Source organism: Loktanella sp. D2R18 (genome assembly GCF_003318235.1).
Taxonomy (GTDB): Bacteria; Pseudomonadota; Alphaproteobacteria; order Rhodobacterales; family Rhodobacteraceae; genus Yoonia.
On the sequence record NZ_QOCG01000011.1, the window covers coordinates 166,106 to 188,737 of the forward strand.

Below are 22,632 nucleotides of genomic sequence, written 5' to 3' on the forward strand. Positions count from 1 at the left end.
TCAGGCGGCCCGAAGCCGCGCCCGTTTCTGCGTCCACGCCTGTACAAAGCGCATGACTTCATCTTCTGTTGTATTGACCCCCAGCGACACGCGTAGCGCGCTTGCTGCGGCAGTATCATCCAATCCCAACGCGCCCAAAACCCGGCTCACTTTGACCTTGCCAGACGAACAAGCAGAGCCCGCCGACACGGCAAAGCCGGCCAAATCCATCGCCATCACTTGGGTTTCACCCTTCCAGCCAGGTGTCGCAAAACAACTGGTGTTGGGTAATCTGTTCGCGTCTTTCCCGACGAAAATAGTATTCTTTTCGGCAGTCTCAATGGCCTTTTCTAGAATATTTCTAAGTTGTGCAACCCGTTCCCATCGTCCGGCAGCCAAATCAGCCTGCGCGGCCACCACTGCAGCCCCCATTCCGGCAATAGCAATCACGTTTTCAGTGCCCGATCGGCGGCCCATTTCTTGACCACCACCCTTGATTTGTGCGGCAACATCGGTGCCTGCCGGAAAAATCAGCGCACCAACACCTGTGGGCCCGCCAAACTTATGTGCGGACAAAAACACCATTTGCACACCCGACCATGAAAATGCAAAGGGAACTTTGCCAAACCCTTGGGTAATATCGCTCACGGCCAATCCAGGTGGCAATTGCTGCACAATCCCGGTTTCCGAATTCGCCAATTGCAAAACCGATTCTGCCGGATCATCGACAACCGCCAGCCCATCGCGCAACCCCAATACCGGATCAATCCAGGCATGTACGGCGTCATGCTCAACCCGCGTGCCCTTCAATCCGCGCCCAGCCAGTGCCAGAGCAGCCGCCTCGGTCGCGCCGGATGTGAACACAACATCGGCCCCGGTCGCGCCAACCGCCTCAGCGACTTGCAAGCGCGCCCTTTCAACAATCGCTTTGGTCGCACGGCCTTCGGCGTGCACGGATGACGGATTGCCGACGACATCCATCGCCGCAATCATCGCCGCACGCGCCTCAGCGCGTAAAGGTGTGGTCGCATTATGATCGAGATAAGTTCTTACCATATCATCTAGCCAAAAATACTCCGGGGGAGGCCGCAGGCCGGGGGCAGCACCCAACTTTATTCTTCATCCACGATCTCAAACAATGCAGGCACTGCCGGGCACGGAACCAACCCGTTGCCCACAACATCAGACAGGCGGGCTTGATGCAAAAACACGTAGACATGCGCGCTCAGCCCCTCCCACAAACGGTTGGTCAGCGACTGTGCCCGTGAACCAGATGCACCACCTGATGCGCCTGCGCCCTTATGCATCGCCGAAACTGTTTCATCGACAGCCCCCAGAATATCGGAAACACGCATTTCAGAAGGCGGACGAGACAGACGGTACCCGCCACCCGGCCCGCGCACGGAATCGACCAGGCCCGCGCGGCGTAGCTTCACAAACAACTGCTCAAGATAGGGCAATGAGATATCCTGGCGTTTTGAAATCTCTGTCAAATTGACCAATGTATCGGCGGGTTGCAGTGCTAAATCTGCGAGCGCCACCATAGCGTAGCGACCTTTTGTGCTTAATTTCATCGCAGTTTTCCCTATGCAGACGCAATTTCATTGACGGCGCGGCGCTGCGTGATTACTTCACCGTGACCAGATAATGTGGGATCTCCCCCAGATTAGAATCTTTCTAAGGTGCCTGAGCATTTTCGTCAACAATGCTCTTGGCTCCGCAGCAGCGACGGAACACTATGCCCGAAGTTATTTTTCCCGGACCAGAAGGACGCCTCGAAGGGCGTTATCACCCCCAAAAAGACCGTGACGCACCGATCGCGATCGTTTTGCATCCACATCCGCAGTTTGGCGGCACGATGAACAACCGGGTTGTCTATAATCTGCACTACGCATTTTATAACATGGGCTTTACGGTTTTGCGGTTTAACTTCCGCGGCGTGGGTCGGTCTCAGGGGGAATATGATCAAGGGGTTGGCGAATTGTCTGATGCCGCCTCGGCGCTGGATTACCTGCAATCGATGAACAACAATTCCAAGCATTGCTGGGTTGCGGGTTTCTCGTTTGGGGCTTGGATCGGCATGCAGCTTTTGATGCGCCGCCCTGAAATCACCGGATTTATCTCTGTCAGCCCACCCGCCAATATGTATGACTTCAGCTTTCTTGCACCCTGCCCTTCCTCGGGGTTGATCATCAACGGTTCAAACGACCGCGTGGCACCACCTGCGGACACTGTGAACCTCGTGAACAAATTGCACGAACAAAAAGGTATCACTGTCACCCATGATGAAATGCAGGGCGCAGGCCACTTCTTTGAAGACCCGCATATGGACCCTATGATCGACACCGTCAAAACCTATGTGCGGCGGCGTCTGACTGAAAACACACGGTAATATCATGGCTGACTCGTATCTGGATCAAGTTGCAGACGAACTCGCGGATCTGGCGCTCGCGGATCAGGCCGCCTCTGGTGATATTGGGATCACCGAAACGATCGGTAACCTTTTGGGGGCCTCGTCGCAAACCTTGCAAGAGGCCTTTTTGACAGCTGTGCGTGTCCGCCGCGCAGAAGCACGCGCGCGCGCGCTGCTAGCGGAACGCGTAGCCAACAACTACCAAGATGCCCCTGCCCCCAAGGCAGCCCCGCTACAAGGTCTTTCAGACGAAGAAAAAGAAGCGCAACTTGACGAAGATATCGCCGATCTCTGGGGCGGGACGGTCAAAAAACCAGAGCCCGAAGACGAAAAGCCCGAACCTGATCCTGAACCATCGGTGAGTATGCCACGCCGGGTGAAACGTTAGATGACCAATAGAATCAACGCGCAGCTTGCGTTTTTGACCGAGGCCGACAAGCTCAAATCCACCCTGCGTGCAACCACACTATGTGACGGCTCACGCCGCGAAAACTCGGGCGAACATAGCTGGCATATTGCGCTTTACGCGCTGGTCATGGCCGAACATGCGGCCCGCCCGGTGCAGGTCGACCGGGTCATTAAGATGCTGTTGATCCACGATATTGTCGAGATTGACGCCGGCGATGCGCCGATCCACGGGGACCACGACCCGGTCGCCCAAGATGCGATTGAACAGCGCGCAGCCGACCGTATTTTTGGCCTACTCCCCCATGATCAAGCTACTGAATTTCGTACCCTCTGGGATGAATTTGAAGACGCACAAACGGATGATGCGATATTCGCAAAATCCATCGACCGCGTGCAGCCAGTCATCGCGAACCTTGAAACCGGCGGTGGCACTTGGCCCGCATATAATGTCACACCCGCACAGCTAGAGACCCGCGTCGGCAGCAAGGTCGCGCGTGGCGCGCCAGCAATTTGGGACGCGCTGAAAATGCGTATCGCAACTTGGTTCGCGCATAATCCACCCACCTAGGCTCTCAAATATTCTTGACCCAAGGGATTTTGCAACTGTAGGCTGCACCTATTCTTTTGCCATTTTTCGGGACGCATATGCCCAAATCCGCTAAGATTTCATTTGTACTTGCCGATGCACAAGTTCAGCATCCCATAACCAAGTTTGGCGGGCAGCCCGCTTGGGTCGACGCGCCAACATGGCCAGTTGATGATGAATTCGGCGAACAAATGATCTTTGTCGCACAGTTTGCGCTCACGCCAGAGATCTTCCCCTGCAGCAAAGAAAGCGTGGTCTATCTTTTTGTGGCAGCCTCCGAACCCGTGACGACTGACACAGCGACCTGTATCGTGCAATCTACACATGTAGCCATCCCAGTCACGTGCAAAACCACCCCCGAATTAACCGGCCCCAGCGTGATCACCCTGAGCGATGAGGTCGAAGAACGGCTTGAATACGTCGTCAGTTTGCAGACCGTGGACGAACCTATTGTTCCCCTTGCAGACCGATTTACGAAATCGGAATTATCGCTCAAAGATGGCTATCAGTTTCGTCATACCGCCCTTGCTGGGTGCAAGCTGGCGGGTCAGCCGATTTACGTCGAACAGCAACAGGCCCCTGAATATTTCCGCAACCCTGATTGGGTTCACATCTGCCAGCTCGCGCCCGACCACGGGTATTTCACCCAGTTTCAGCCCAACTTTTACCCCTTCGTACTTGAGCTGGGCGAGTATGGGCTTCTAAATGTGTTCATCAACACCGACGGCACGCGCGCTGTGGCCTATGTGCAGTCACTATGAGCCTGCAGCAGCATCAAACCTAGCAAACATCAACGCCCCTCACCCAATAATCGGGTCACGCCGCACCCTAAGGGTGCACTGCAAGATGCGGCAGATCATTCGCCCGCACATGCGCATTTGACGGCACTGCAACGGATGGCCGATACCCGACAGCTTGCGCAGGGTGACACGCGAGGGGATGTGACCGACAAGACAAAATCGCCTGAGGAAACACACCCCTCTGACGCCGCGTACTCCGATCCGACATCGCCCGACGACCCACCCGACCTGCGCAAACGTGCCGCCGCAGATAAGCTAAAGGAGTTGATGGCTGGCGCGGCCCAAACCAAAGACAATCTGGCCAAGCTGCTACAGGTCGTTGTCGACCAATTCCATCTTAGCGCCGCGCGCGTTGAAGGCGACGGGGATGCTGCAAAAATCGCGTTTTATGCATCACCTGCACTGTTCATCCCCTAAACAACAACTCCCATCAGCGGCCTATTTGATGACGCTGCACCAAAAAAACGAAAATCTGTAAAGAACGGCGATTACATTCGGGCGACCCAATACGATGGCCCCCATGAGGCCCGGGGAAAGCAGGCCTTTGACCAAATTGAGGCTCGATTTAACGGCGTACCAACATTTGCATCCTCGCCCGTGACCACGGCTGGGGCGCCAAAGAAGAAAAAGAAAAAAATGACGGTACCGCTTTGACATCAACGGTTCCTGAAAACCCGGGATCAGAAAAGCTGTGGACCCAATACGCGGAAGACACCTATATGCGCGCCGGAACAGTTGAGGCATTAACCAGCGTTCAACGAGGCACGGGTCGATCGGGGACAGGTGAAACAATATTTGGCCGGTTTGGCTACGACGAAGAGGTGATCTTCGTCAGGGAACGGCAGCAAGTTCAACGGCGGCCATATGGTTGGAGACCAATTGATGGATAGTAAAAAGGCGTTCAGTCTCTATGAAGACTGGAACCTTGTTCCGCAGGTCTCTACCTTCAATTCGCCCATTTACACTAGTGCACTTGAAAACCCAATTGTCAGGGCCGTGAAAGCTGGCGCGCAAATCAAATACACCGTGCGCGTGCAATACCCAGATAGCACCTATACAGTTCTCCCTTCGGTGCTTGTGACGCGGCTATATGATACACAAAACAGATACCGCAAACACGTCGAAGCAGCGCTCGCCTATGATCCGACACTCAACGCGCCCTTTACCTTCCGGCGGCGCGTCCCCGGATTTTGGCAAGCCACCGCCGTGGTTGTCTCGGGGGCCAAAATCAGTTCTGGCAACATTAACGAACGATTGACCGAAATCTACGATGACACCACCACCCATGTCGCGGCTGGTGCAACCTATACCCCTACCGGTTTGGAACGCGTGCGCTACATGCTCGAAACCGACGACGACGGGTCGGGATATGCAGTGTCAGCGGGGCCACAGCCCGTCGATGGTTTTTTTGGCAAATCCTACGACTATGATGATCAGGCAAGGGTGCAGATGACGGCGCGCCAAAAGACGTTTTCTTAGCCTGTTGTATTTAAAATCGGCGCGAAATCCCGCGCAACCCCTATACAAATGCGTCGTGTCGGCGTAGTGCGCACGCTTACCCGCCAGAAAGCCACCCGATGACAACGATGATCCAGACCCTTGCCGATGCCCTAGCCAAACAAGGCTACACAGATTTGACCCCCGTACAAGAGGCGGTCACCGCGCCCGAATTAGAAGGGCAAGACCTGTTGGTTTCCGCCCAGACCGGGTCGGGAAAAACCGTTGGTTTCGGGCTTGCGATTGGGCCGACAATCTTGGGCGAAGATGGCCACTTTGGCCCTGCGGGTCGCCCGCTCGCATTAGTCATCGCACCAACACGCGAACTGGCTTTGCAAGTGAAACGCGAATTGCAATGGCTTTATGCAAGCGCAGGCGTGACGATGGCATCGACCGTTGGTGGGATGGATATGCGCGATGAACGCCGCGCGCTGGATCGTGGCGCGCATATCGTTGTCGCAACACCGGGCCGGTTAAAAGACCACATCATGCGCGGCAGCCTTGATATGTCTGATATGCGCGCGATCGTTTTGGACGAAGCAGATGAAATGCTTGACCTTGGGTTCCGCGAAGATCTTGAATTTATTTTGGGCGAAGCGCCTGAAACACGCCGCACGCTGATGTTCTCGGCGACAGTGCCGCCGATGATTGCAAAGCTCGCGAAATCCTACCAGCGCGATTCCATTCGCATAGCCACAGCAACCAAAGAAAAGCAACACAGCGATATTGAATACCGTGCGTTGACTGTTGCCAACCACGATATTGACGCCGCGATCATCAACTGCCTGCGGTTCTATGATGCCCCCAATGCAATTGTGTTCTGTAACACTCGTGCCTCTGTCACACGTTTGACAACACGGCTTTCAAACCGTGGCTTTGCGACAGTGGCCCTGTCGGGTGAGCTGTCCCAAAATGAACGCTCACATGCGCTGCAAGCCATGCGCGACGGGCGTGCGCGGGTTTGTGTAGCGACAGATGTTGCAGCACGCGGGATTGACTTGCCGAACCTTGAACTGGTTATCCACGCCGAATTACCGACAAACGCGGAAACATTGCTGCACCGGTCTGGCCGGACCGGTCGCGCGGGCCGCAAGGGTATTTCTGCACTGATTGCCCCTGCAAAAATGCGCCGCCGCGCTGAAAACCTGCTCAAATGGGGCAAGCTGACAGCAACTTGGGCCGTGCCCCCCACCGCCGATGAGGTTAAAGCACGCGACGAGGAACGCCTGTTGAACGACCCGGTTTGGTCCGAAGAATTCAATGAGAGCGAACAAGAGTTCGCAACACGCCTATTGGCCCAACACGCGCCTGAAAAAATCGCGGCAGCCTATCTGCGTCTATACGCGGGCAAGCAATCCGCGCCCGAGCATCTATCAGAATACAAAGACGGTCCACAACGCGGCGAACGCGGTGATCGTCCCGAACGCGCCCCACGCGAGCATAAGGCATTTGGCCCGTCCAAATGGTTCAGCGTCGATGTTGGCCGCGAAGGCAAGGCCGAAGCCCGTTGGTTGCTGCCAATGATCTGTAAGGCTGGCGGGATCACTAAGAATGAAATTGGCGCGATCCGTATTCAGCCAAATGAAACCTTTGTTGAGATTTCGGAACCTGCGGTCGCAGGGTTCCTTAAGGCTGTTGGCGGGGACATGAAGCTTGAAAACCAAGCTAATTTAACCGCACTTGATGGCGCACCACAGCTGGGCGAACGTGGGCCGCGTAAAACCAAACGCGACTATGATGACCGCCCGAAACGAGATTTTGGTGACAAACCAAAGCGCGATTATGGTGATAAACCAAAACGTGACTACGGTGATAAGCCAAAACGCGCCGCGCCGCGCGATCGTGGCGCCCCGCCGCCATCATCACAGCATGATGTTGCGGCAATCCAGCCTGTACCGGGTGCAGCCGATGATTACAGCCCGCGCAAACCGCGGCATAAACCGGCCCGCAAAGATCACGGTGATGCGCTAGTCGCGAAACGTGGCAAGCCACCATACAAGGCAAAATCAGACGGCGGAAAGCCCCCGTATAAGGGTAAATCTGATGGCGGGAAGCCCGCCTATAAAGGTAAGTCCGATAGTGGCAAACCGGGCGGTAAACCACGGTCAAAAGCAAATGACACCTCCAAACGGTTCACCCCGCCCGGCGGCAAAAGTAAACCGCGCAAGCCACGTAGCTAAATCAATCTTCAGCCGTATCCCACAAGGATGCGGCTGAATTTTTCTGGGCATCCGCACGGCCCATGAATAAACTGCCCCCATGACAGCGCTGACATCCATCAAAAACATCGGCCCCGCGTTTGAAAAATCGTTGACCGCTGCGGGAATTACGACAGCCGAACAGCTGCGCGAACTGGGCGCGGATGCAGCATATCGGCGATTGCTGGAAAACGGCGGTCGCCCGCACTTCATCAGCTATTATGTGTTGCATATGGCCCTGCAGGGCCGCCCGTGGAACGATTGCAAAGGCGATGAAAAGAAAGCCTTGCGTCAATCATTCGATCAGATCAAAGAGAGCAGCTTTGACGCGGAACATTCTGAACTTGAACGGTTTTTAAATCAAATCGGAGTGATTGCGCGCGACTAAGTAAACACCATTCACATTTATGTGCGAATCGTTTATGTTAACAATATGAACATTGAACAAGATATGAATTATGAACTGTCCCGCCTGCGTAAAACTGCACAGCGTATGGATGCCCTTTTCAACATTCCGCGTACCAATATTTCTGTAGGTCTCGACAACATTTTGGGTCTTGTACCTGTTATCGGTGACATCGCCGCACTGATCCCATCGTTGTGGATGATCAAACAAGCACACCGCTTGGGTGCAACACCCGGTACGCTTGCCTACATGGGGCTGAATACGTTGGTCGATTTTGTGATTGGCAGCATCCCCTTGATCGGAGACATCTTTGATGTGCTCTACAATGCGAATATTCGCAACTATCGCGCCCTTGAAATCAATCTGAACAAAAAAGCCGCCCGCGCCAAAGAGGTGCGGACGGCCGGGAAAGATATTGGTTGGGATACCCCTAACCTACTTGGCGGATTAGCCAACCAGTTCAAGACCTGAGAAGAAGAATGCGATTTCTTCTGCTGCTGTTTCTGGTGCGTCAGACCCGTGAACAGAGTTTTCACCGATAGACAGTGCGAACTCTTTACGGATTGTGCCATCGGCTGCGTCTGCAGGGTTTGTTGCGCCCATAACTTCGCGGTTTTTCGCAATTGCGTCTTCGCCTTCAAGAACCTGAACAACGATTGGCTCAGAGATCATGAATTCACACAGTTCACCAAAAAATGGACGCTCAGAGTGCACACCGTAAAATGTTTCTGCTTGTGCCAAAGTCATCTGAATACGCTTAGACGCGACGATGCGCAGGCCAGCTTCTTCGAATTTCGCGGCGATTGCGCCAGTTAGGTTACGCTTTGTTGCGTCTGGTTTAATGATCGAAAATGTGCGTTGAATAGCCATGTTTTTAGGTCTTTCATGTCGGTGGGTTTACTTTGTGGCACCCCCTAACATGGGCTGCCCGAAGTGAAAAGAGGTAGGATAATGTCCGTCTTAAAACGAATACGGCCGCCCGAGGCGATCAGGCGGCCGTATGTAGATCAGGTGACGAAGACTTAGTCGCTTAAACCGTCCAGCGCCCAGAACATTGTCTCGCCAGAATGATCATCGACGCCGTCATTGTCGGTCACAACATAGGCGGTGCCGTTTGGCGTGAATGTCAGGCCTTCAATTTTATCAAGCACATAGCCACCGGTTGAGGTCAAATCAGGGATCAAATCACGCACAACGTCTTTTGTGACGACGGGCAGATCGCTGCCTAATGGTGCAGGCACCATTTGATCAAGCGAAACGCGGGTGATTTGTTTGATCACCGCGTTGGCCCCGATCTGATTGTCGCGCTCAATCAGGTAAACATAATCGCCCTGAGCCACGATTTCTGATAGGCCGATCCAGCCGGTTTCCGGCGTCTCAAGCGGATAATGCACCGCGCCCCATTCCTCTGTCTCAAGGTTATAGGCGACCAGTTTTACCAAACCAGCGGCATCGTCTTCCCATTCGCGCTGCACGGCCATCCAAAGCGTATCACCGACAAGGGTGATCCCTTCAAAACCAAAGCGTTTCTGCACGCCCAGCAATGCGTTTGGCAAACCGATTTCTTCGTCAATAGCCCCTTCTGCATCCACATGGTAGATTGCATGTGGCACGTTGCGGTCGATCCGGCCTTCAGAGGCAATCCAATAACCGCCCTGCCCGTCAACGGCGATCCCTTCCATGTCCATCTTTTGCGCCGGGTATCCACCGCGCGTAACAGGAATGGCCGAGGTGATCTGCGCAGGTGTCGCACTGACATCCACGGTAAAGATCGTTGGCTGATAGCTGTAGAAGCTATCATTCACAGCAACCAATGAGGTGTCATCCACCGCGGCCAGCCCAGAAAGCGCACCCCAACCGATCAGGCTGTCGGCGCCCGCTGATGTGATCATCGGGTACGTGGCCTCTGCATCTGAATATTCAAAGATCATCACATGGCTGCGCACGCCGCCATCTGCGATCAGATCAACTTCGTTTGCCGATACAAGCAGGTTCCGCGATGGAATCGCAACATAACCTTCTGGCCCGATGCCTGATGGCAAAAGCTGGGTCAGCACTGGGGCCGACAGGTCGGACACGTCATACACCCCAACCATCGACGCGCGTTCTGCGCCGACAAAGACCATCGGCGTATCGCCAAAGGTGGCGGTTTCAATTGATTCAGGCTCGACGCCTTTGCTATCAGAGCGTTTGTCAGGGTAGTGCCCGGCCTGAACGACAGCATATTCAAAAGACGTACCCGCATCATAAACGACTGTGCCGTCTGCGTTGAAAATAGTCCAACCGCGCGTGCCGCCATCCATGTCGCCCTCATTCGCGGTCGCGAAATGCGTGTCATCGATCCATTTGACCGCGTCGGGTTCACGCGGCAGATCAGATTGGCTTTCGGTGAATAGCAATGCGGCGCGTTCATCCGTGGCATCAATGTTTTCCAGATCAACGGTGCCCGCGCTAAAGTGGTTTTTGATCACGCCATCGCGGCCAACAACCACCATATGGTTATTTTCTTGCATGCTGACGATCACGTCACCTGCGCTGTTGATGTCCACAAACTCTGGCTCGGGGTCTTCGGGGCTGATTTCGGCCAAATCGGTCATCGTGACATTGATCAGCGTGCCGCAATCAGCGACGCCATCCGCGATTTGAACCAAGCTAAGCGCACCAGCAGGCAATTGGCCGGTACGGCCATCGCCCAGATCTTCGTCACGTTCGTTTTCAATCGCAATCGCAACAAATGACCCGTCCTTAGCAACCGCAATGCTGTCAGGCTGGCCGGGCAGTTCGCAGCTTGCCAGTTCTTCACCAGTGACGATGTCCACAACGGCCAAACGACCAGATGGCGCCGTATAGCTTTCAGAGGTGTTCACACCCACAAATGCCGCATTGCCAACAATCCCAACAGACGTAGGCTCGCCGTTCATATCAACATTGCCAAGCGGCGCAGGGTTGGCCGGGTCTGTAATATCGATACGCCCAATCACCCCCAGTGGGCTGTCTGTGTACACCAAAGTCATGCCATCGGCGGTGGCGGCGATGATCTCGGCGGATGTTTCAACCGCGTGATCACCATCAGCAATGTTCATATGGGTTGGGAATGATGCGATACGGTTAAATGAATCAGCCTGCGCTAGGCCAGCGGTCAAAGCCAAAACAGAAGTCAGGCAACAAAAACGATAGGTCATGATGATCCTCAGGGTTAATTATCCCCTTCCCATGCCGCTGCTGCGTTACAGTTCGGTAACCGTTGCGTGACGTTTTCATGACCCGCACGAAATCATCTGATTGACCCCGCCCGCATGATCGCGCATAGCGCTTTTATGCTTAAAATATCTGACATCACATACTCCGTCGAAGGCCGCACATTGGTCGAACATGCCACCGTCACCATCCCGACGGGCCATAAGGTTGGCCTAGTGGGGCGTAACGGTTCGGGCAAGACAACATTGTTCCGCATTATTCGCGGGGAAATGGTGCTTGATACCGGCACCGTGACAATCCCACGCGGATGGAAAATTGGTGGCGTCAGCCAGGAAGTCCCCGGTAACGAAGTGTCACTGATCGACACCGTACTGCGCGCCGATACCGAACGCGAAGCGCTGATGGCTGAAGCAGAAACAGCGACCGATCCCGACCGTATCGCCGAAGTGCAAACGCGACTTGCCGATATTGATGCATGGTCCGCCGAAGCACGTGCCGCGACGATCCTTAAGGGGCTTGGATTTACGCACGAAGAACAACAGCAGCCCTGTTCTGCGTTTTCGGGCGGCTGGCGCATGCGTGTAGCCTTGGCTGCGGTGCTGTTTTCAGAACCTGATCTGCTACTGCTCGACGAGCCGACCAACTATCTTGATCTCGAAGGCGCACTATGGCTCGAAGCATACCTCGTCAAATACCCGCATACAGTGCTGATCGTCAGCCACGACCGTGAACTGCTGAACCGCTCTGTCGGGGGGATTTTGCATCTCGAAGACAAGGGGCTGATTTATTATACTGGCACCTACGATATGTTTGCCAAACAGCGTGCTGCCAACCGCGCCGTTGTTGCGGCCGCAGCTAAGAAACAAGACGCACAGCGTCAGCATTTGCAAGCTTTTGTTGACAGGTTCAAAGCCAAAGCATCGAAGGCAAAGCAAGCTCAATCACGCGTCAAGGCGCTTGAAAAAATGGAAACCATCCGCGCGCCCGAAGATGCCGCGCGCACCGTGTTCACATTTCCCGAACCCGAAGAACTATCGCCGCCCATCATCGCGACCGAAGCCGCGTCTGTCGGTTACGGCGAAGCTGTCATTTTGCGCGACCTGAACCTGCGCATTGACCAAGACGACAGGATCGCGCTTTTGGGGCGCAACGGCGAAGGGAAATCAACACTTTCCAAGATGCTATCAGGTCGCCTTGATGTGATGAACGGCAAAATGGTGACGTCAAACAAGCTGCGCATCGGCTTTTTTGCGCAACACCAAGTCGATGAACTCTATATTGATGAAACTCCGCTGGACCACCTGATGCGCGAACGCGCCTATGAAGGTCAGGCCAAACTGCGCGCACGTTTAGCAGGCTTTGGACTGGGGGCAGATCAGGCCGACACCGAAGTCGGACGTCTGTCAGGTGGACAAAAGGCGCGTCTGTCACTGCTGCTTGCCACCCTGCCCGCTCCGCACCTACTGATCCTCGATGAGCCGACAAACCACCTTGATATCGAAAGCCGCGAAGCGCTAGTCGAAGCGCTGACCGCCTATTCAGGCGCTGTAATCCTTGTCAGTCACGATATGCATCTATTGTCGATGGTCGCGGATCGTTTGTGGCTTGTCAAAGACGGGCACGTGAACCCCTACGACGAAGATCTGCAAGCCTACCGCAAACTGCTTTTGACGCCTGAAAAAGCCGTCGAAAAAGAAAAGCCCAAACCGGTTAAACCAGCCAAACCAAGCCGCGAAAAGATCCAAGCGATGCGCAGCGACGTGCGCAAAAACGAAGAGCGCGTCAAGAAAATCAACGACATGCGCGACAAGCTCGCCAAAAAACTCGCTGACCCTGCGCTCTATGAGGATGGCAAAGCTGGCGAATTGGCCACTTGGAACAAGAAATACGCCGAAGTCATGGAAGCCCACGAGCGCGCCGAAACCATGTGGATGGCGGCGCTGGAACGGTTGGAGAAGGCTGAAAAAGCGTAGTTCAACCACGCTATTCATCGCTCAATGCGACTGCCGTATCTGTTAAACACTGCGGCAGCAATCCATTGGTCATATATGGTTCTTCTCGGGCGGCCATATTCGACAAGCCTTTCATCAGCGCCGAAACGGCCCGTTCCGAAGTGTTATAATCGCTTGACGCGATCAACCCGCCACTGAAAAAACTGCGGGTAAATCGGTCAAGTCCGAGAATCTCTCCACGCGCGACGCAATCCGCGATTTCTGCCCCGCATAAACGTTCGCAAACTGTCACCAATGGGCGCAATAAAGTCGTATGTTCTGCCTCTGCGATCAATAGGTCGCCCATCGTGACTAACCTCTCGTCCCCCTCCAAAAAACCCGGATTACTGTCTCTAACCATAATCGTTTGCAGATAGAATTCGGCTACTTTTTCATGCTGTTCCGCATACCTAAGGTCTTCGATGATTGCAGGTCGAAAATTGGGTAGATACGCAAGAAATCGAACAGCGTGCCAACGCCCATCGCGCAGGGCATCATCTAACGCGTGCGTGTCCTCGGCGCGCCAAGGTAAGCCGCCCCAATGCGCGACGATCGCTTCCGCTTCGCCCGGCTCAAGAAAGTTGTTAGCCTCGACAAGACCCGCGTGGAACATGCGAATCCACCAAACAGTTGCGCGTATCTCCATATCTAAGGGAAATCTTGTTTCAAGATAGCGCGCAATGTCGATTTCCAACAAACGCCTATCCCTTCCCAAAGTTTTTAGCACACGTGGCTGATACCCAGCGGCCCATGTGCGTTCTGCCAACGCGATCCAGGTTTCAATATCATCTGCATGATCAATTTCTCTAAGTGCGACCATCGCGGGAACCACGTCCCAATCAACATAATATGGTGAAGATATCGTCGTTCGCGCGCCTGACCGATCCGCAGGAACCAACGCCTTTCGTTCATCGTGATCAAATTCTGGAAAGTCTATATCCATATGAACCGAACGCATTATTCGGGTGACGAACATGCGGGCGGCAATATTCCCATCAGCGGCGATTTCACCCAAAGCCCAGATGTCTTCAACAGGGTTTTCACTGTCCAGCCACCGTTGTGCTGCGATCAGCAATGCAGGATCGTCAGCCCCGGGGATCGGCTGCGCGTCGGCAGGTTGTGATATCAGAAAGCTTGCAAATATGGCTGATAGCGCTTTGCGCATGGCGTCTCTCCAAATTCACTTTATCAAATTGTGGCATAATACACCTATGGCGCGAACGCCCTCTATTCAACCTGCTTGCGCATCACCGCCAAACAAACGATTGTCGCCGTATGACAGACATGACAGCCCTCATCGCCGCATTTACCACGATGTTTATCATCATCGATCCACCGGGGCTTGCGCCGGTGTTTATTGCCATGACCCAAGGCATGTCCGCCGCCCAACGACGCGCGATTGCGATCCGGGCTTGCCTTGTCTCTGCCGGTCTGATGATGGTGTTTTTATTCTTGGGCGAGGCCGTGCTTGGTTTTATTGGCATCTCAATGGATGCGTTCCGCATTGCGGGCGGAATATTGTTGTTTTTGACCGCACTTGAAATGCTGTTTCAAAAACGCCAAGCCCGCCGCGAAGATAACGCTGCCGAAGGGCTGGACGAACACCACGATGACCCATCGGTGTTTCCGTTAGCTTTGCCACTGATCGTAGGCCCCGGCGCGATTACCACGATCATTCTGCTCGCGGGCCAAGCCCAACGGGCAAGTGATTTTGTGGCTATTACCGGCGTGATCTTAGCGGTATTGCTGATCGTCCTGCTGGCGTTTTTGGCCTCCAACGCCATTGAACGCGCTTTGGGCAAAACCGGTTTGAATATTCTGACCCGGGTTTTGGGGATGCTCTTGGCCGCGCTTGCGGTACAATTCATTTTGGATGGGCTGCGCGGTTTTGGTATTGGCGGTTAGGGAAAGATCATGACCGGCGACCAAATAGCACGCGCGATATATCTGGGCATCTTAGGTCTTGCGATTGTGGGGTCCGTGCTGGTTTCAAGTCGCGAAAACCTAGGCAAATCGCTCCAGCAAGCCCTGATTTGGCTGTTTATCTTTTTGGGGGTGATTGGGGCTTACGGGCTTTGGGAAGATATCAGCCGCGACGTGACGGGGCAGCAGGCCACTTTGGCAGACGGGCGGATCAGTGTCCCACGCGCCGGTGACGGGCATTACCATCTGGATCTCTTGATTGACGGCATCCCTATCGCCTTTGTCATCGACACGGGCGCAAGCCAGGTTGTGCTGACACAAGCGGATGCAGAATCGCTTGGGATTGATCCTGACACGCTACACTATTTCGGTTCTGCGATGACGGCCAATGGGCGCGTCAGGACTGCAGCGGTTACGCTCGAAAACGTGGCCCTTGGTCGCTATGTTGATCAGAATGTAGATGCGGTCGTCAACGGCGGAGAGACGGATATTTCACTGCTTGGCATGACCTATCTTAATCGATTTTCACATATCGAAATTACCAATAATCAAATGGTCCTAACCCGATGAAATACATTATAATTGCGCTCTTAGCACTGGCGGCATGCGCCCCTGCACCGACGGAATTACCCGAAGATTTCGATTCAAGTTTTGCGTTTTAAACCGACTGAGTTTTACCAGTCGTTAATCCATTTCCCGCAATACTTTTGGGATGGAGAAATACGCCACCCCTGACCCGGCTGCGATTGCGGTGCTCGCAAGTTGCACGTTTTGTTTTACGCTTGCGGCAGCGCAATGGGTGCAGGGTAATCTTTGGTTCTCGGATATGCTGCGCACGATCTGCGGCGGTTAGCCTTTTTGCGCTTTCATCGCCCAACGCCCGTCTTCTTGCGCCCAGTATTGCGCCGCGCATCCCGCATCTGTCAGTGTTTTCCACTGGCTGCGCGCATGGCTCAACGCGGCCTCATCCCAGCCGTCAAACAACACGCAAGCGCGTTCTGCGTCGTCGACCTCCGCCTGTGTCAGCGCTGCGCCATCGACGCAAATCACGCAATCGAACCCCGTTGCCGGGGCATCCCCGATCAATATGGGTTGGTCCGCATCATGGGCGCCGCCCGCGACCCCATGCGGCAAAAACGCAGCCTCGGGCCCTTGCCATAAAATTTCATCTAAACGCGCGCATAGCTTCGGGTTCACCGCACGGATCAACACCCGCCAGCCTGCCGCGCGCGCCTTGCCGACCAACATCGGCAAGGTTACATCAAGCGGGCTATCTTTAAGCTGATAGAAATAGGCCGCGCCCATATCAGCCCTCGTATTTATCGGCAATCAAACGGTTGAGCGCCATGACGCCCCACCCTGTTGCCCCCGCAGGCGCAAGCGCTGTTTCGGATTTGACGCTGGCCACACCAGCGATATCCAAATGGCACCACGGCACATCTTCTTTGACAAACCGTTGCAAGAATTGCGCCGCCGTAATGGAACCCGCCATCCGTCCGCCAATATTCTTCATATCTGCAACCCGTGATTTCAGCAGATCATCATAGGCTTTGCCCATCGGCATCCGCCACGCGCCTTCGCCCTCAGAACCCGCCGCTTTGATAAACGCATCAGACAGCTCGTCGGAATTTGAAAAGACTCCGGCGTTTTCATGCCCCAAGGCCACCAAAATCGCCCCTGTCAACGTCGCCAGATTGATCATGCCGACAGGTTTAAACCGCTCTTGCGCATACCACATCACGTCAGCCAGCACCAAACGGCCTTCGGCATCAGTATTGATGACCTCGATTGTGTCGCCCTTCATCGATGTGACCACATCGCCGGGGCGTACGGCGTTTCCAGAGGGCATGTTTTCGACCAGCCCAACTAAGCCGACGACATTCGCCTTGGCCTTGCGCAGCGCCAATGTGCGCATCACACCAGAAACGACGCCAGCGCCGCCCATGTCCATGGTCATATCTTCCATGCCTCCCGCCGGTTTGAGGCTGATCCCGCCCGTATCAAACACCACACCTTTGCCAACCAATGCGAACGGGGCTTCATCGTCGCCGCCGTTCCACGACATCACCACCACCTTGCTGGGGCTGTCAGACCCTTGCCCAACACAGAGCAAACTGCCCATGCCAAGCCGTTCAAGATCGTCTTCTTCAAGAATTTCGACTTCAAGCCCAAGCTCGTGCATGGCCGCCAGCCGCGCAGCAAAATCATCGGTGGTTAAGATATTCGCAGGCTCATTGGTCAGATCGCGGGTAAAGAACACCCCTTCGGCAATTGCGGCCATGGGGGCAGCGGATTTCGCGACCTCTTCGGGTTTGGCGACCATGAATGTAACCGCACCTTTGCTTGGCTTCTCGGCTGTTTTATGGCTGTCAAAACGGTAATCGCGCAGTGCCAGCCCCAGTGCGATTTCATCCGCACGTGCGATGCTTCCGGCGCATACGGTCAAATCCGCGTTGCCTTGCGCTTTGGCCAATTGCGCGCCCGCTTTGCGCGCCTCTTGTGATGACGGACGCCGAGAAAGCTTTACGACCAAGAGGGTTTCAGCAGTCAATCCAGCGGGATAAGCGATTGTCGCGACATCGCCAGCGGCCATTTTTTCAAATTTTTCGCTTTCCGCGAATCGTGCCACTGCCTTGCGCGTCAAAGTATTTGCTTTGCGCGCCCCTGCATCTATTTTTCCATCTGCACCCAAAAAAATCGCAACCGCACCGCTGGCCGTTGCGATCCCATCAAGATCGACGTCTTTAAACTGAATTTCTGCTGGCGTTGTCATGGCGGCTCCTTGGCGCGAAGATCATTTCAACATAGGTAGCCCGCACGATGCGCAAATACCAGATAGCTGTTCAATCTGCCGCACCGATGCGGTAGCTTGAGCGAAATTTAGGCGACACGCGCAAACAAGGATCTGCCATTGGCCAAGTTCGACAGATATTTACTGTCACAATTGATGGTGATGTTTGGCTTTTTTAGCCTTGTGTTGGTGTTGATCTATTGGATCAATCGAGCCGTTGTTTTGTTCGATCAATTGATCGCGGACGGGCAATCGGCTGGGGTGTTTCTTGAATTTACGGCGCTGTCTTTGCCATCTGTGATCCGGCTGGCCCTACCATTGGCGGCCTTTGCAGCATCTGTCTATGTGACCAATCGGATGACAACCGAATCTGAACTCGTCGTGGTGCAAGCCACCGGCTATTCCGCCTTTCGGCTTGCGCGCCCTGTGTTCTATTTTGGGATTATTGTTGCAATTTTTATGTCCGTGTTGATGCATTATCTTGTGCCGCTTAGCTCTGCGCGATTGGAAGAACGCCAAGCCGATATTTCGCGTAACATCACCGCGCGGCTACTGACAGAGGGCCGGTTTATTGAACCCGTCAAAGGGATCACCTTCTATATTCGCGACATCACAACAGCAGGTGAACTCCAAGACATCTTCCTATCGGACACGAGATCTGATGATGAACAGGTGACCTATACCGCCACGCGCGCATTTCTTGTAAACGATACGGATGAGACGCAATTAGTAATGATAGAAGGGCTTGTGCAGGTGTTTGACACTGGCACCAAACGTCTGACGACAACCGCCTTTGACGATTTCGCCTATAATATCGGAAGCCTGATCACCACCAGCGAATCCAGTGGCCGAAGGGATGCGCATCTGTCGACTTGGGAACTCTTGAACCCTACCCCGGAAATCATTGCGGAAACGCGACGCAGTGCAGCACGGCTTATTGCGCGCGGGCATGATAGGTTCAGCCAATCTTTGCTAGGCACGGTTGCCGCAATGCTTGGATTTGCGACGCTTTTGATTGGCGGATTTAGCCGCTTTGGGGTTTGGCGCCAAATTGTTGCGGCAATCTTCTTGATTGTCGTCGTCAAAGCCATGGAAACAGCCGGGATCAATGCTGCGCGCAGTTCTGAAAGCCTGTGGTTTGCCACCTATTTGCCGGCGGTTGCCGGGTTTGCGATCATCTGGTTCTTACTATTTTGGGCCACGCGGCCGCATTTGTTTAAGCGACGCCGTAAGCCAGAGGGCGCGCAATGATCTTACACCGCTATTTTGCGCGCCGTTTTTTAATGACGTTTTTGGGCGTCTTGGGCGTGTTTTTTGTGATCATGATGTTTTTGGACATTGTCGAACAATTGCGCCGCTACGCGACAGCCGATGCAAATATTTTTGAAATTTTGACTCTCACGCTGCTGAACATCCCAGCGGGTGTGTATCAGATTATGCCTTTGATTATGATCCTTGCCGCAATCGCACTGTTTCTAGGGCTGGCGCGTTCATCGGAAATGGTTGTCACCCGTGCCGCGGGACGGTCAGCCCTGCGGGCCCTTGCCGCCCCATTGTTTGTCGCGTTGATGATCGGGGTCGTTGCCGTTGCGATCGGAAATCCGATCGTAGCGAGTACGTCGAAAGAATATGAACTTCGGTCTGGCGCATTGCGTGGGAATAATTCTGTGTTGTCGGTTGGGTCATCCGGGCTTTGGCTTCGGCAGGGCACCGATGCGGGCCAAACGGTCATCCGGGCGCAAAGTGCGAATTTGGACGGAACTGTTCTAACCGAAGTGAGCTTTTTTCGCTTTGGCCCTGACGGCACCCCAACCCAACGCGTCAACGCCAAAACCGCAGAGCTTGTGCCGGGCGCTTGGGCGCTGACAGACGCAAAACAATGGTTTTTTGACACTGGCGTCAATGCAGAGGCGGCGGCGATGCTACATCCCAGCCTCAATGTCGTATCGACCCTGACCCCGGATCAAATTCGCGACAGTTTCGGCACGCCCGCGTCTATCCCGATATGGGAATTGCCTGCGTTTATTGAACGGCTCCACGCCGCCGGGTTTTCGGCGCAGCGGCATCTGGTCTGGTTCCACACCGAATTGGCATTGCCTTTCTTTTTGGTCGCCATGGTCATGATTGGCGCGGCGTTTACACTGCGCCACCAACGCGGCGGACGTACCGGGTTGATGGTGATGTTTGCGATTTTGCTGGCCTTCGTGATCTATTTCATTCGCAATTTTGCGCAGGTCTTGGGCGAAAACGGCCAATTGCCAGCGGTGCTCGCAGCATGGGCGCCGCCATTCGCGGCGATTGGCATTGCTTTGGGTATTTTGCTCCACAATGAGGACGGCTAATGCGCCTGATTACGTTCTTACTACTACTGCTTTTGCCGCAGACCAGCCTCGCGCAAGGGGCTGCAACCTTGGTCGCCGACAGCGTGCGGGTCACCGATGATCAGCAGCTCATTGCCACAGGGAATATCGAGGTTCTATATGAAGGAACCCGGCTGACGGCGACCGAAATTACCTATGACCCGGCGGGTGACCGGCTAACGGTCACGGGGCCGATTGTCATTCAAACGTCCGATGGGACACTGCTGATGGCGCAAAGCGGCGCGCTGGACCCAACGCTCGAAAACGGCATTCTTCAGGGGGCGCGCATTGTATTGGATCAACAGCTTCAACTGGTCGCGAATCAAATTGACCGCCACGACGGGCGCTATTGGCAGCTCTACAAAACTGTTGCGACATCGTGTCAGGTATGTGGGGACGCAGCGCCGCTTTGGTCAATCCGGGCCCAGCGTGTCGTACACGATAGCGTGGAACAGCAGCTCTATTTAGACAATGCCACACTTTTGATCCGCGACATACCCGTGTTCTGGCTGCCAACATTGCGCCTTCCCGATCCTAACCTTGAGCGCGCAACTGGGTTTTTGATCCCAGAACAGCGTAACAACACGCAGCTAGGCACAGGGATTAAGGTACCCTATTTCATCACTTTAGGCGATTCCCGTGATCTTACGGTGACCCCTTATGTTTCTGAGGAAACCCGCACCCTAGAACTGATCTACCGTCAAGCCTTTCGCAAAGGCTCCCTGCGCATCGAAGGTGCCGCCAGTGATGATACACTTGAAGATGAAGATCGGTCATATATTTTTGCATCTGGAAGTTTTGATTTATCCCGCGATTACAAACTCGACTTTGACGTCGAAGCGGTCAGTGACACAGCCTATCTGGAAGACTACAGCTATTCGAGTAAAGATCGGCTTGATAGTGAGGTTTCGGTGACCCGCGTGACCGATACGGCGCTCACGCAAGTTGCTTTAACATATTATCAAACGCTGCGTGATGACGAAACGAACTCCTCATTGCCACCTATTGTCGCAAATGCGCTGTACGAAGCGCGCGATACTGAACGTTGGGGCGGCACGCTGACCTATGGCGCCAGCATCGATAGCGCCTATCGCTATAACACAACTGATGGCGACGATGGGCGCGATGTGTCGCGTATAGGCGCCTATAGCACTTGGGACGACAGCTGGATTTTGGGCAGTGGCATTGTTTTGCGAGCAGAGACCGGGATCCGTGCAGATTATTACAACGTGCAAGACGACAGCAGTTATGACAGCGATATTTTTCGCGCGGTACCTTCCGCGCAGATCACGGTCCGTTGGCCATTGGCCGCTGACAACGACGGCGGGGCGGCGCATCTGATCACGCCGGTGCTTAGCCTTGGCTGGGCCGAAAGCTATGGCGAGACACCCCCAAATGAGGACAGTACGCGCAGCGAATTGGACCAAGGAAACCTGTTAGACCTCTCACGCTTCACCGGCGAGGACGCCGTAGAAACCGGCGCACAGGTCGCACTAGGGGTAAGCTATACGCGCATAGGCACGGCCGGCCTGGACACATCGCTGGCATTTGGACGGGTCTTGCGAGAGACGGAAAACACCGCATTCACAAGTTCGTCGGGGCTGGATGGGCTGCAATCGGATTGGCTGGTCGCCGGACAAATCAGCAGTCCGGGTGGTTTCTTGTTTGATGCCCGTGCGCTGTTTGATGATAACACGGGCCTGACCGTGGCCGATGGGCGGATCGCGTGGAAAAATGATCGGGTGTCATTGGCCGCGAATTACATTTGGCAATCTGAGGATGCTGATGAAGATCTAACCGATACAGTATCCGCCTGGACGGTCGATGCGGGGGTCGTTTTATCGGATGCTTGGCGCGTCGATTTGGATGGGCGCTATGACATCGCAGCTGATTCCCCTGTCAGCGCCGGGATTGAGCTGGGATGGCAGAACGAATGTGTGAACATTAACGTTTCTGCCTCGCGTAGCTACACGTCTTCCAGTACAGTTGATCCAAGTACGACTTTTGGGCTAAGTGGCTCTTTGACAGGCTTTTCCGCTGGACGCTCCGCGGCAGGCACCGTCGCAAGTTGCCGAAACTGAT

At 54.5% G+C, this 22,632-nt stretch carries 22 protein-coding genes and 1 pseudogene; 16 read left to right on the forward strand and 7 right to left on the reverse strand.

Features of this window, described 5'->3' with window-relative positions:
- Both DS901_RS07440 and DS901_RS07445 read right to left on the reverse strand, forming a co-directional pair.
- Positions 1-1,035 carry a cysteine desulfurase family protein gene (locus tag DS901_RS07440; RefSeq protein ID WP_113776299.1) on the reverse strand — a complete coding sequence of 345 codons (1,035 nt, stop codon included), beginning with the start codon at positions 1,033-1,035 and terminating at the stop codon, positions 1-3.
- A gap of 56 nt (positions 1,036-1,091) precedes the next feature.
- On the reverse strand, positions 1,092-1,553 hold the full coding sequence (locus DS901_RS07445) for an Rrf2 family transcriptional regulator (protein ID WP_113776300.1): 462 nt from the start codon (positions 1,551-1,553) through the stop codon (positions 1,092-1,094).
- 164 nt (positions 1,554-1,717) lie between these two features.
- On the opposite strand from DS901_RS07445, the gene DS901_RS07450 reads away from it, so the two are divergent.
- The 9 genes and pseudogenes from DS901_RS07450 (at position 1,718) to DS901_RS07495 (ending at position 8,758) form a co-directional block, all read left to right on the forward strand.
- A complete protein-coding gene (locus tag DS901_RS07450) occupies positions 1,718-2,371 on the forward strand; it encodes an alpha/beta hydrolase (protein WP_113776301.1) in 654 nt (217 codons plus the stop codon).
- A 4-nt stretch (positions 2,372-2,375) separates the two neighbouring features.
- Positions 2,376-2,780 (forward strand): hypothetical protein, encoded by a 405-nt coding sequence (locus DS901_RS19085; RefSeq protein WP_309472526.1) that lies wholly within the window; start codon positions 2,376-2,378, stop codon positions 2,778-2,780.
- Positions 2,781-3,368 (forward strand): HD domain-containing protein, encoded by a 588-nt coding sequence (locus tag DS901_RS07460; protein ID WP_113776302.1) that lies wholly within the window; start codon positions 2,781-2,783, stop codon positions 3,366-3,368. It abuts the gene before it with no gap.
- Between the two features lie 77 nt (positions 3,369-3,445).
- Positions 3,446-4,147 carry a DUF1963 domain-containing protein gene (locus DS901_RS07465; protein WP_113776303.1) on the forward strand — a complete coding sequence of 234 codons (702 nt, stop codon included), beginning with the start codon at positions 3,446-3,448 and terminating at the stop codon, positions 4,145-4,147.
- A gap of 135 nt (positions 4,148-4,282) precedes the next feature.
- Positions 4,283-4,603 (forward strand): hypothetical protein, encoded by a 321-nt coding sequence (locus tag DS901_RS07470; protein WP_113776304.1) that lies wholly within the window; start codon positions 4,283-4,285, stop codon positions 4,601-4,603.
- 432 nt (positions 4,604-5,035) lie between these two features.
- Positions 5,036-5,665, forward strand: a pseudogene (locus DS901_RS07480) (hypothetical protein); the annotation flags it as partial.
- 98 nt (positions 5,666-5,763) lie between these two features.
- Entirely contained in the window at positions 5,764-7,863 is a 2,100-nt protein-coding gene (locus DS901_RS07485; protein ID WP_113776307.1) for a DEAD/DEAH box helicase, read from the forward strand.
- Between the two features lie 79 nt (positions 7,864-7,942).
- Positions 7,943-8,269 carry a TfoX/Sxy family protein gene (locus DS901_RS07490; protein ID WP_113776308.1) on the forward strand — a complete coding sequence of 109 codons (327 nt, stop codon included), beginning with the start codon at positions 7,943-7,945 and terminating at the stop codon, positions 8,267-8,269.
- Between the two features lie 45 nt (positions 8,270-8,314).
- Positions 8,315-8,758 carry a DUF4112 domain-containing protein gene (locus tag DS901_RS07495; protein ID WP_113776309.1) on the forward strand — a complete coding sequence of 148 codons (444 nt, stop codon included), beginning with the start codon at positions 8,315-8,317 and terminating at the stop codon, positions 8,756-8,758.
- On the opposite strand, the gene ndk is transcribed toward DS901_RS07495, so the two are convergent.
- A complete protein-coding gene (ndk, locus tag DS901_RS07500; protein ID WP_113776310.1) occupies positions 8,735-9,157 on the reverse strand; it encodes a nucleoside-diphosphate kinase in 423 nt (140 codons plus the stop codon). The genes DS901_RS07495 and ndk overlap by 24 nt on opposite strands.
- Before the next feature lie 152 nt (positions 9,158-9,309).
- Positions 9,310-11,469 (reverse strand): esterase-like activity of phytase family protein, encoded by a 2,160-nt coding sequence (locus tag DS901_RS07505; RefSeq protein ID WP_113776311.1) that lies wholly within the window; start codon positions 11,467-11,469, stop codon positions 9,310-9,312.
- A gap of 135 nt (positions 11,470-11,604) precedes the next feature.
- On the opposite strand from DS901_RS07505, the gene DS901_RS07510 reads away from it, so the two are divergent.
- On the forward strand, positions 11,605-13,458 hold the full coding sequence (locus DS901_RS07510; RefSeq protein ID WP_113776535.1) for an ABC-F family ATP-binding cassette domain-containing protein: 1,854 nt from the start codon (positions 11,605-11,607) through the stop codon (positions 13,456-13,458).
- Positions 13,459-13,468: 10 nt separating this feature from the next.
- On the opposite strand, the gene DS901_RS07515 is transcribed toward DS901_RS07510, so the two are convergent.
- A complete protein-coding gene (locus DS901_RS07515; RefSeq protein ID WP_113776312.1) occupies positions 13,469-14,641 on the reverse strand; it encodes a hypothetical protein in 1,173 nt (390 codons plus the stop codon).
- Between the two features lie 110 nt (positions 14,642-14,751).
- On the opposite strand from DS901_RS07515, the gene DS901_RS07520 reads away from it, so the two are divergent.
- From DS901_RS07520 to DS901_RS18715, 3 genes are all read left to right on the forward strand, one after another.
- Positions 14,752-15,381 (forward strand): MarC family protein, encoded by a 630-nt coding sequence (locus DS901_RS07520; protein WP_113776313.1) that lies wholly within the window; start codon positions 14,752-14,754, stop codon positions 15,379-15,381.
- Positions 15,382-15,390: 9 nt separating this feature from the next.
- Positions 15,391-15,969, forward strand: a complete 579-nt coding sequence (locus DS901_RS07525; RefSeq protein ID WP_113776314.1) for a retropepsin-like aspartic protease family protein — start codon at positions 15,391-15,393, stop codon at positions 15,967-15,969.
- A 142-nt stretch (positions 15,970-16,111) separates the two neighbouring features.
- On the forward strand, positions 16,112-16,252 hold the full coding sequence (locus DS901_RS18715) for a hypothetical protein (protein ID WP_181820806.1): 141 nt from the start codon (positions 16,112-16,114) through the stop codon (positions 16,250-16,252).
- Here the strand turns inward: DS901_RS18715 and DS901_RS07535 are convergent.
- Positions 16,249-16,704 carry a DNA polymerase III subunit chi gene (locus tag DS901_RS07535; protein WP_113776316.1) on the reverse strand — a complete coding sequence of 152 codons (456 nt, stop codon included), beginning with the start codon at positions 16,702-16,704 and terminating at the stop codon, positions 16,249-16,251. The two genes, DS901_RS18715 and DS901_RS07535, sit on opposite strands and share 4 nt — an antisense overlap.
- Position 16,705: 1 nt before the next feature.
- Positions 16,706-18,172, reverse strand: coding sequence for a leucyl aminopeptidase (locus DS901_RS07540; RefSeq protein WP_113776317.1), 1,467 nt, complete (start codon positions 18,170-18,172; stop codon positions 16,706-16,708).
- Between the two features lie 138 nt (positions 18,173-18,310).
- Here DS901_RS07540 and lptF point away from each other — a divergent pair, with 138 nt between their 5' ends.
- The 3 genes from lptF to DS901_RS07555 are packed head-to-tail and all read left to right on the forward strand — an operon-like array spanning position 18,311 to position 22,631.
- The gene (gene lptF, locus DS901_RS07545; RefSeq protein ID WP_113776318.1) at positions 18,311-19,441 is read left to right on the forward strand and encodes an LPS export ABC transporter permease LptF; all 1,131 of its coding nucleotides are present in this window, start codon (positions 18,311-18,313) and stop codon (positions 19,439-19,441) included.
- On the forward strand, positions 19,438-20,532 hold the full coding sequence (gene lptG, locus DS901_RS07550; RefSeq protein ID WP_113776319.1) for an LPS export ABC transporter permease LptG: 1,095 nt from the start codon (positions 19,438-19,440) through the stop codon (positions 20,530-20,532). Before lptF ends, lptG begins: the two co-directional genes overlap by 4 nt.
- The gene (locus DS901_RS07555) at positions 20,532-22,631 is read left to right on the forward strand and encodes an LPS-assembly protein LptD (RefSeq protein WP_113776320.1); all 2,100 of its coding nucleotides are present in this window, start codon (positions 20,532-20,534) and stop codon (positions 22,629-22,631) included. The genes lptG and DS901_RS07555 overlap by 1 nt, the downstream gene beginning before the upstream one ends.
- The last annotated feature ends 1 nt before the right edge of the window (position 22,632 follow it).

Bases quoted from the DNA above. Each gene is read 5' to 3' on its own strand.
- DS901_RS07540 (WP_113776317.1), bottom strand. From the start codon at position 18,172: ATGACAACGCCAGCAGAAATTCAGTTTAAAGACGTCGATCTTGATGGG.
- DS901_RS07490 (WP_113776308.1), top strand. From the start codon at position 7,943: ATGACAGCGCTGACATCCATCAAAAACATCGGCCCCGCGTTTGAAAAA.
- DS901_RS07470 (WP_113776304.1), top strand. From the start codon at position 4,283: ATGGCCGATACCCGACAGCTTGCGCAGGGTGACACGCGAGGGGATGTG.
- DS901_RS07555 (WP_113776320.1), top strand. From the start codon at position 20,532: ATGCGCCTGATTACGTTCTTACTACTACTGCTTTTGCCGCAGACCAGC.
- DS901_RS18715 (WP_181820806.1), top strand. From the start codon at position 16,112: ATGGAGAAATACGCCACCCCTGACCCGGCTGCGATTGCGGTGCTCGCA.
- DS901_RS07460 (WP_113776302.1), top strand. From the start codon at position 2,781: ATGACCAATAGAATCAACGCGCAGCTTGCGTTTTTGACCGAGGCCGAC.
- DS901_RS07535 (WP_113776316.1), bottom strand. From the start codon at position 16,704: ATGGGCGCGGCCTATTTCTATCAGCTTAAAGATAGCCCGCTTGATGTA.
- DS901_RS07525 (WP_113776314.1), top strand. From the start codon at position 15,391: ATGACCGGCGACCAAATAGCACGCGCGATATATCTGGGCATCTTAGGT.
- lptG (WP_113776319.1), top strand. From the start codon at position 19,438: ATGATCTTACACCGCTATTTTGCGCGCCGTTTTTTAATGACGTTTTTG.
- DS901_RS07515 (WP_113776312.1), bottom strand. From the start codon at position 14,641: ATGCGCAAAGCGCTATCAGCCATATTTGCAAGCTTTCTGATATCACAA.
- ndk (WP_113776310.1), bottom strand. From the start codon at position 9,157: ATGGCTATTCAACGCACATTTTCGATCATTAAACCAGACGCAACAAAG.
- DS901_RS07445 (WP_113776300.1), bottom strand. From the start codon at position 1,553: ATGAAATTAAGCACAAAAGGTCGCTACGCTATGGTGGCGCTCGCAGAT.
- DS901_RS19085 (WP_309472526.1), top strand. From the start codon at position 2,376: ATGGCTGACTCGTATCTGGATCAAGTTGCAGACGAACTCGCGGATCTG.
- DS901_RS07440 (WP_113776299.1), bottom strand. From the start codon at position 1,035: ATGGTAAGAACTTATCTCGATCATAATGCGACCACACCTTTACGCGCT.
- DS901_RS07505 (WP_113776311.1), bottom strand. From the start codon at position 11,469: ATGACCTATCGTTTTTGTTGCCTGACTTCTGTTTTGGCTTTGACCGCT.
- DS901_RS07465 (WP_113776303.1), top strand. From the start codon at position 3,446: ATGCCCAAATCCGCTAAGATTTCATTTGTACTTGCCGATGCACAAGTT.
- DS901_RS07450 (WP_113776301.1), top strand. From the start codon at position 1,718: ATGCCCGAAGTTATTTTTCCCGGACCAGAAGGACGCCTCGAAGGGCGT.
- DS901_RS07495 (WP_113776309.1), top strand. From the start codon at position 8,315: ATGAACATTGAACAAGATATGAATTATGAACTGTCCCGCCTGCGTAAA.
- DS901_RS07510 (WP_113776535.1), top strand. From the start codon at position 11,605: ATGCTTAAAATATCTGACATCACATACTCCGTCGAAGGCCGCACATTG.
- DS901_RS07520 (WP_113776313.1), top strand. From the start codon at position 14,752: ATGACAGACATGACAGCCCTCATCGCCGCATTTACCACGATGTTTATC.
- DS901_RS07485 (WP_113776307.1), top strand. From the start codon at position 5,764: ATGACAACGATGATCCAGACCCTTGCCGATGCCCTAGCCAAACAAGGC.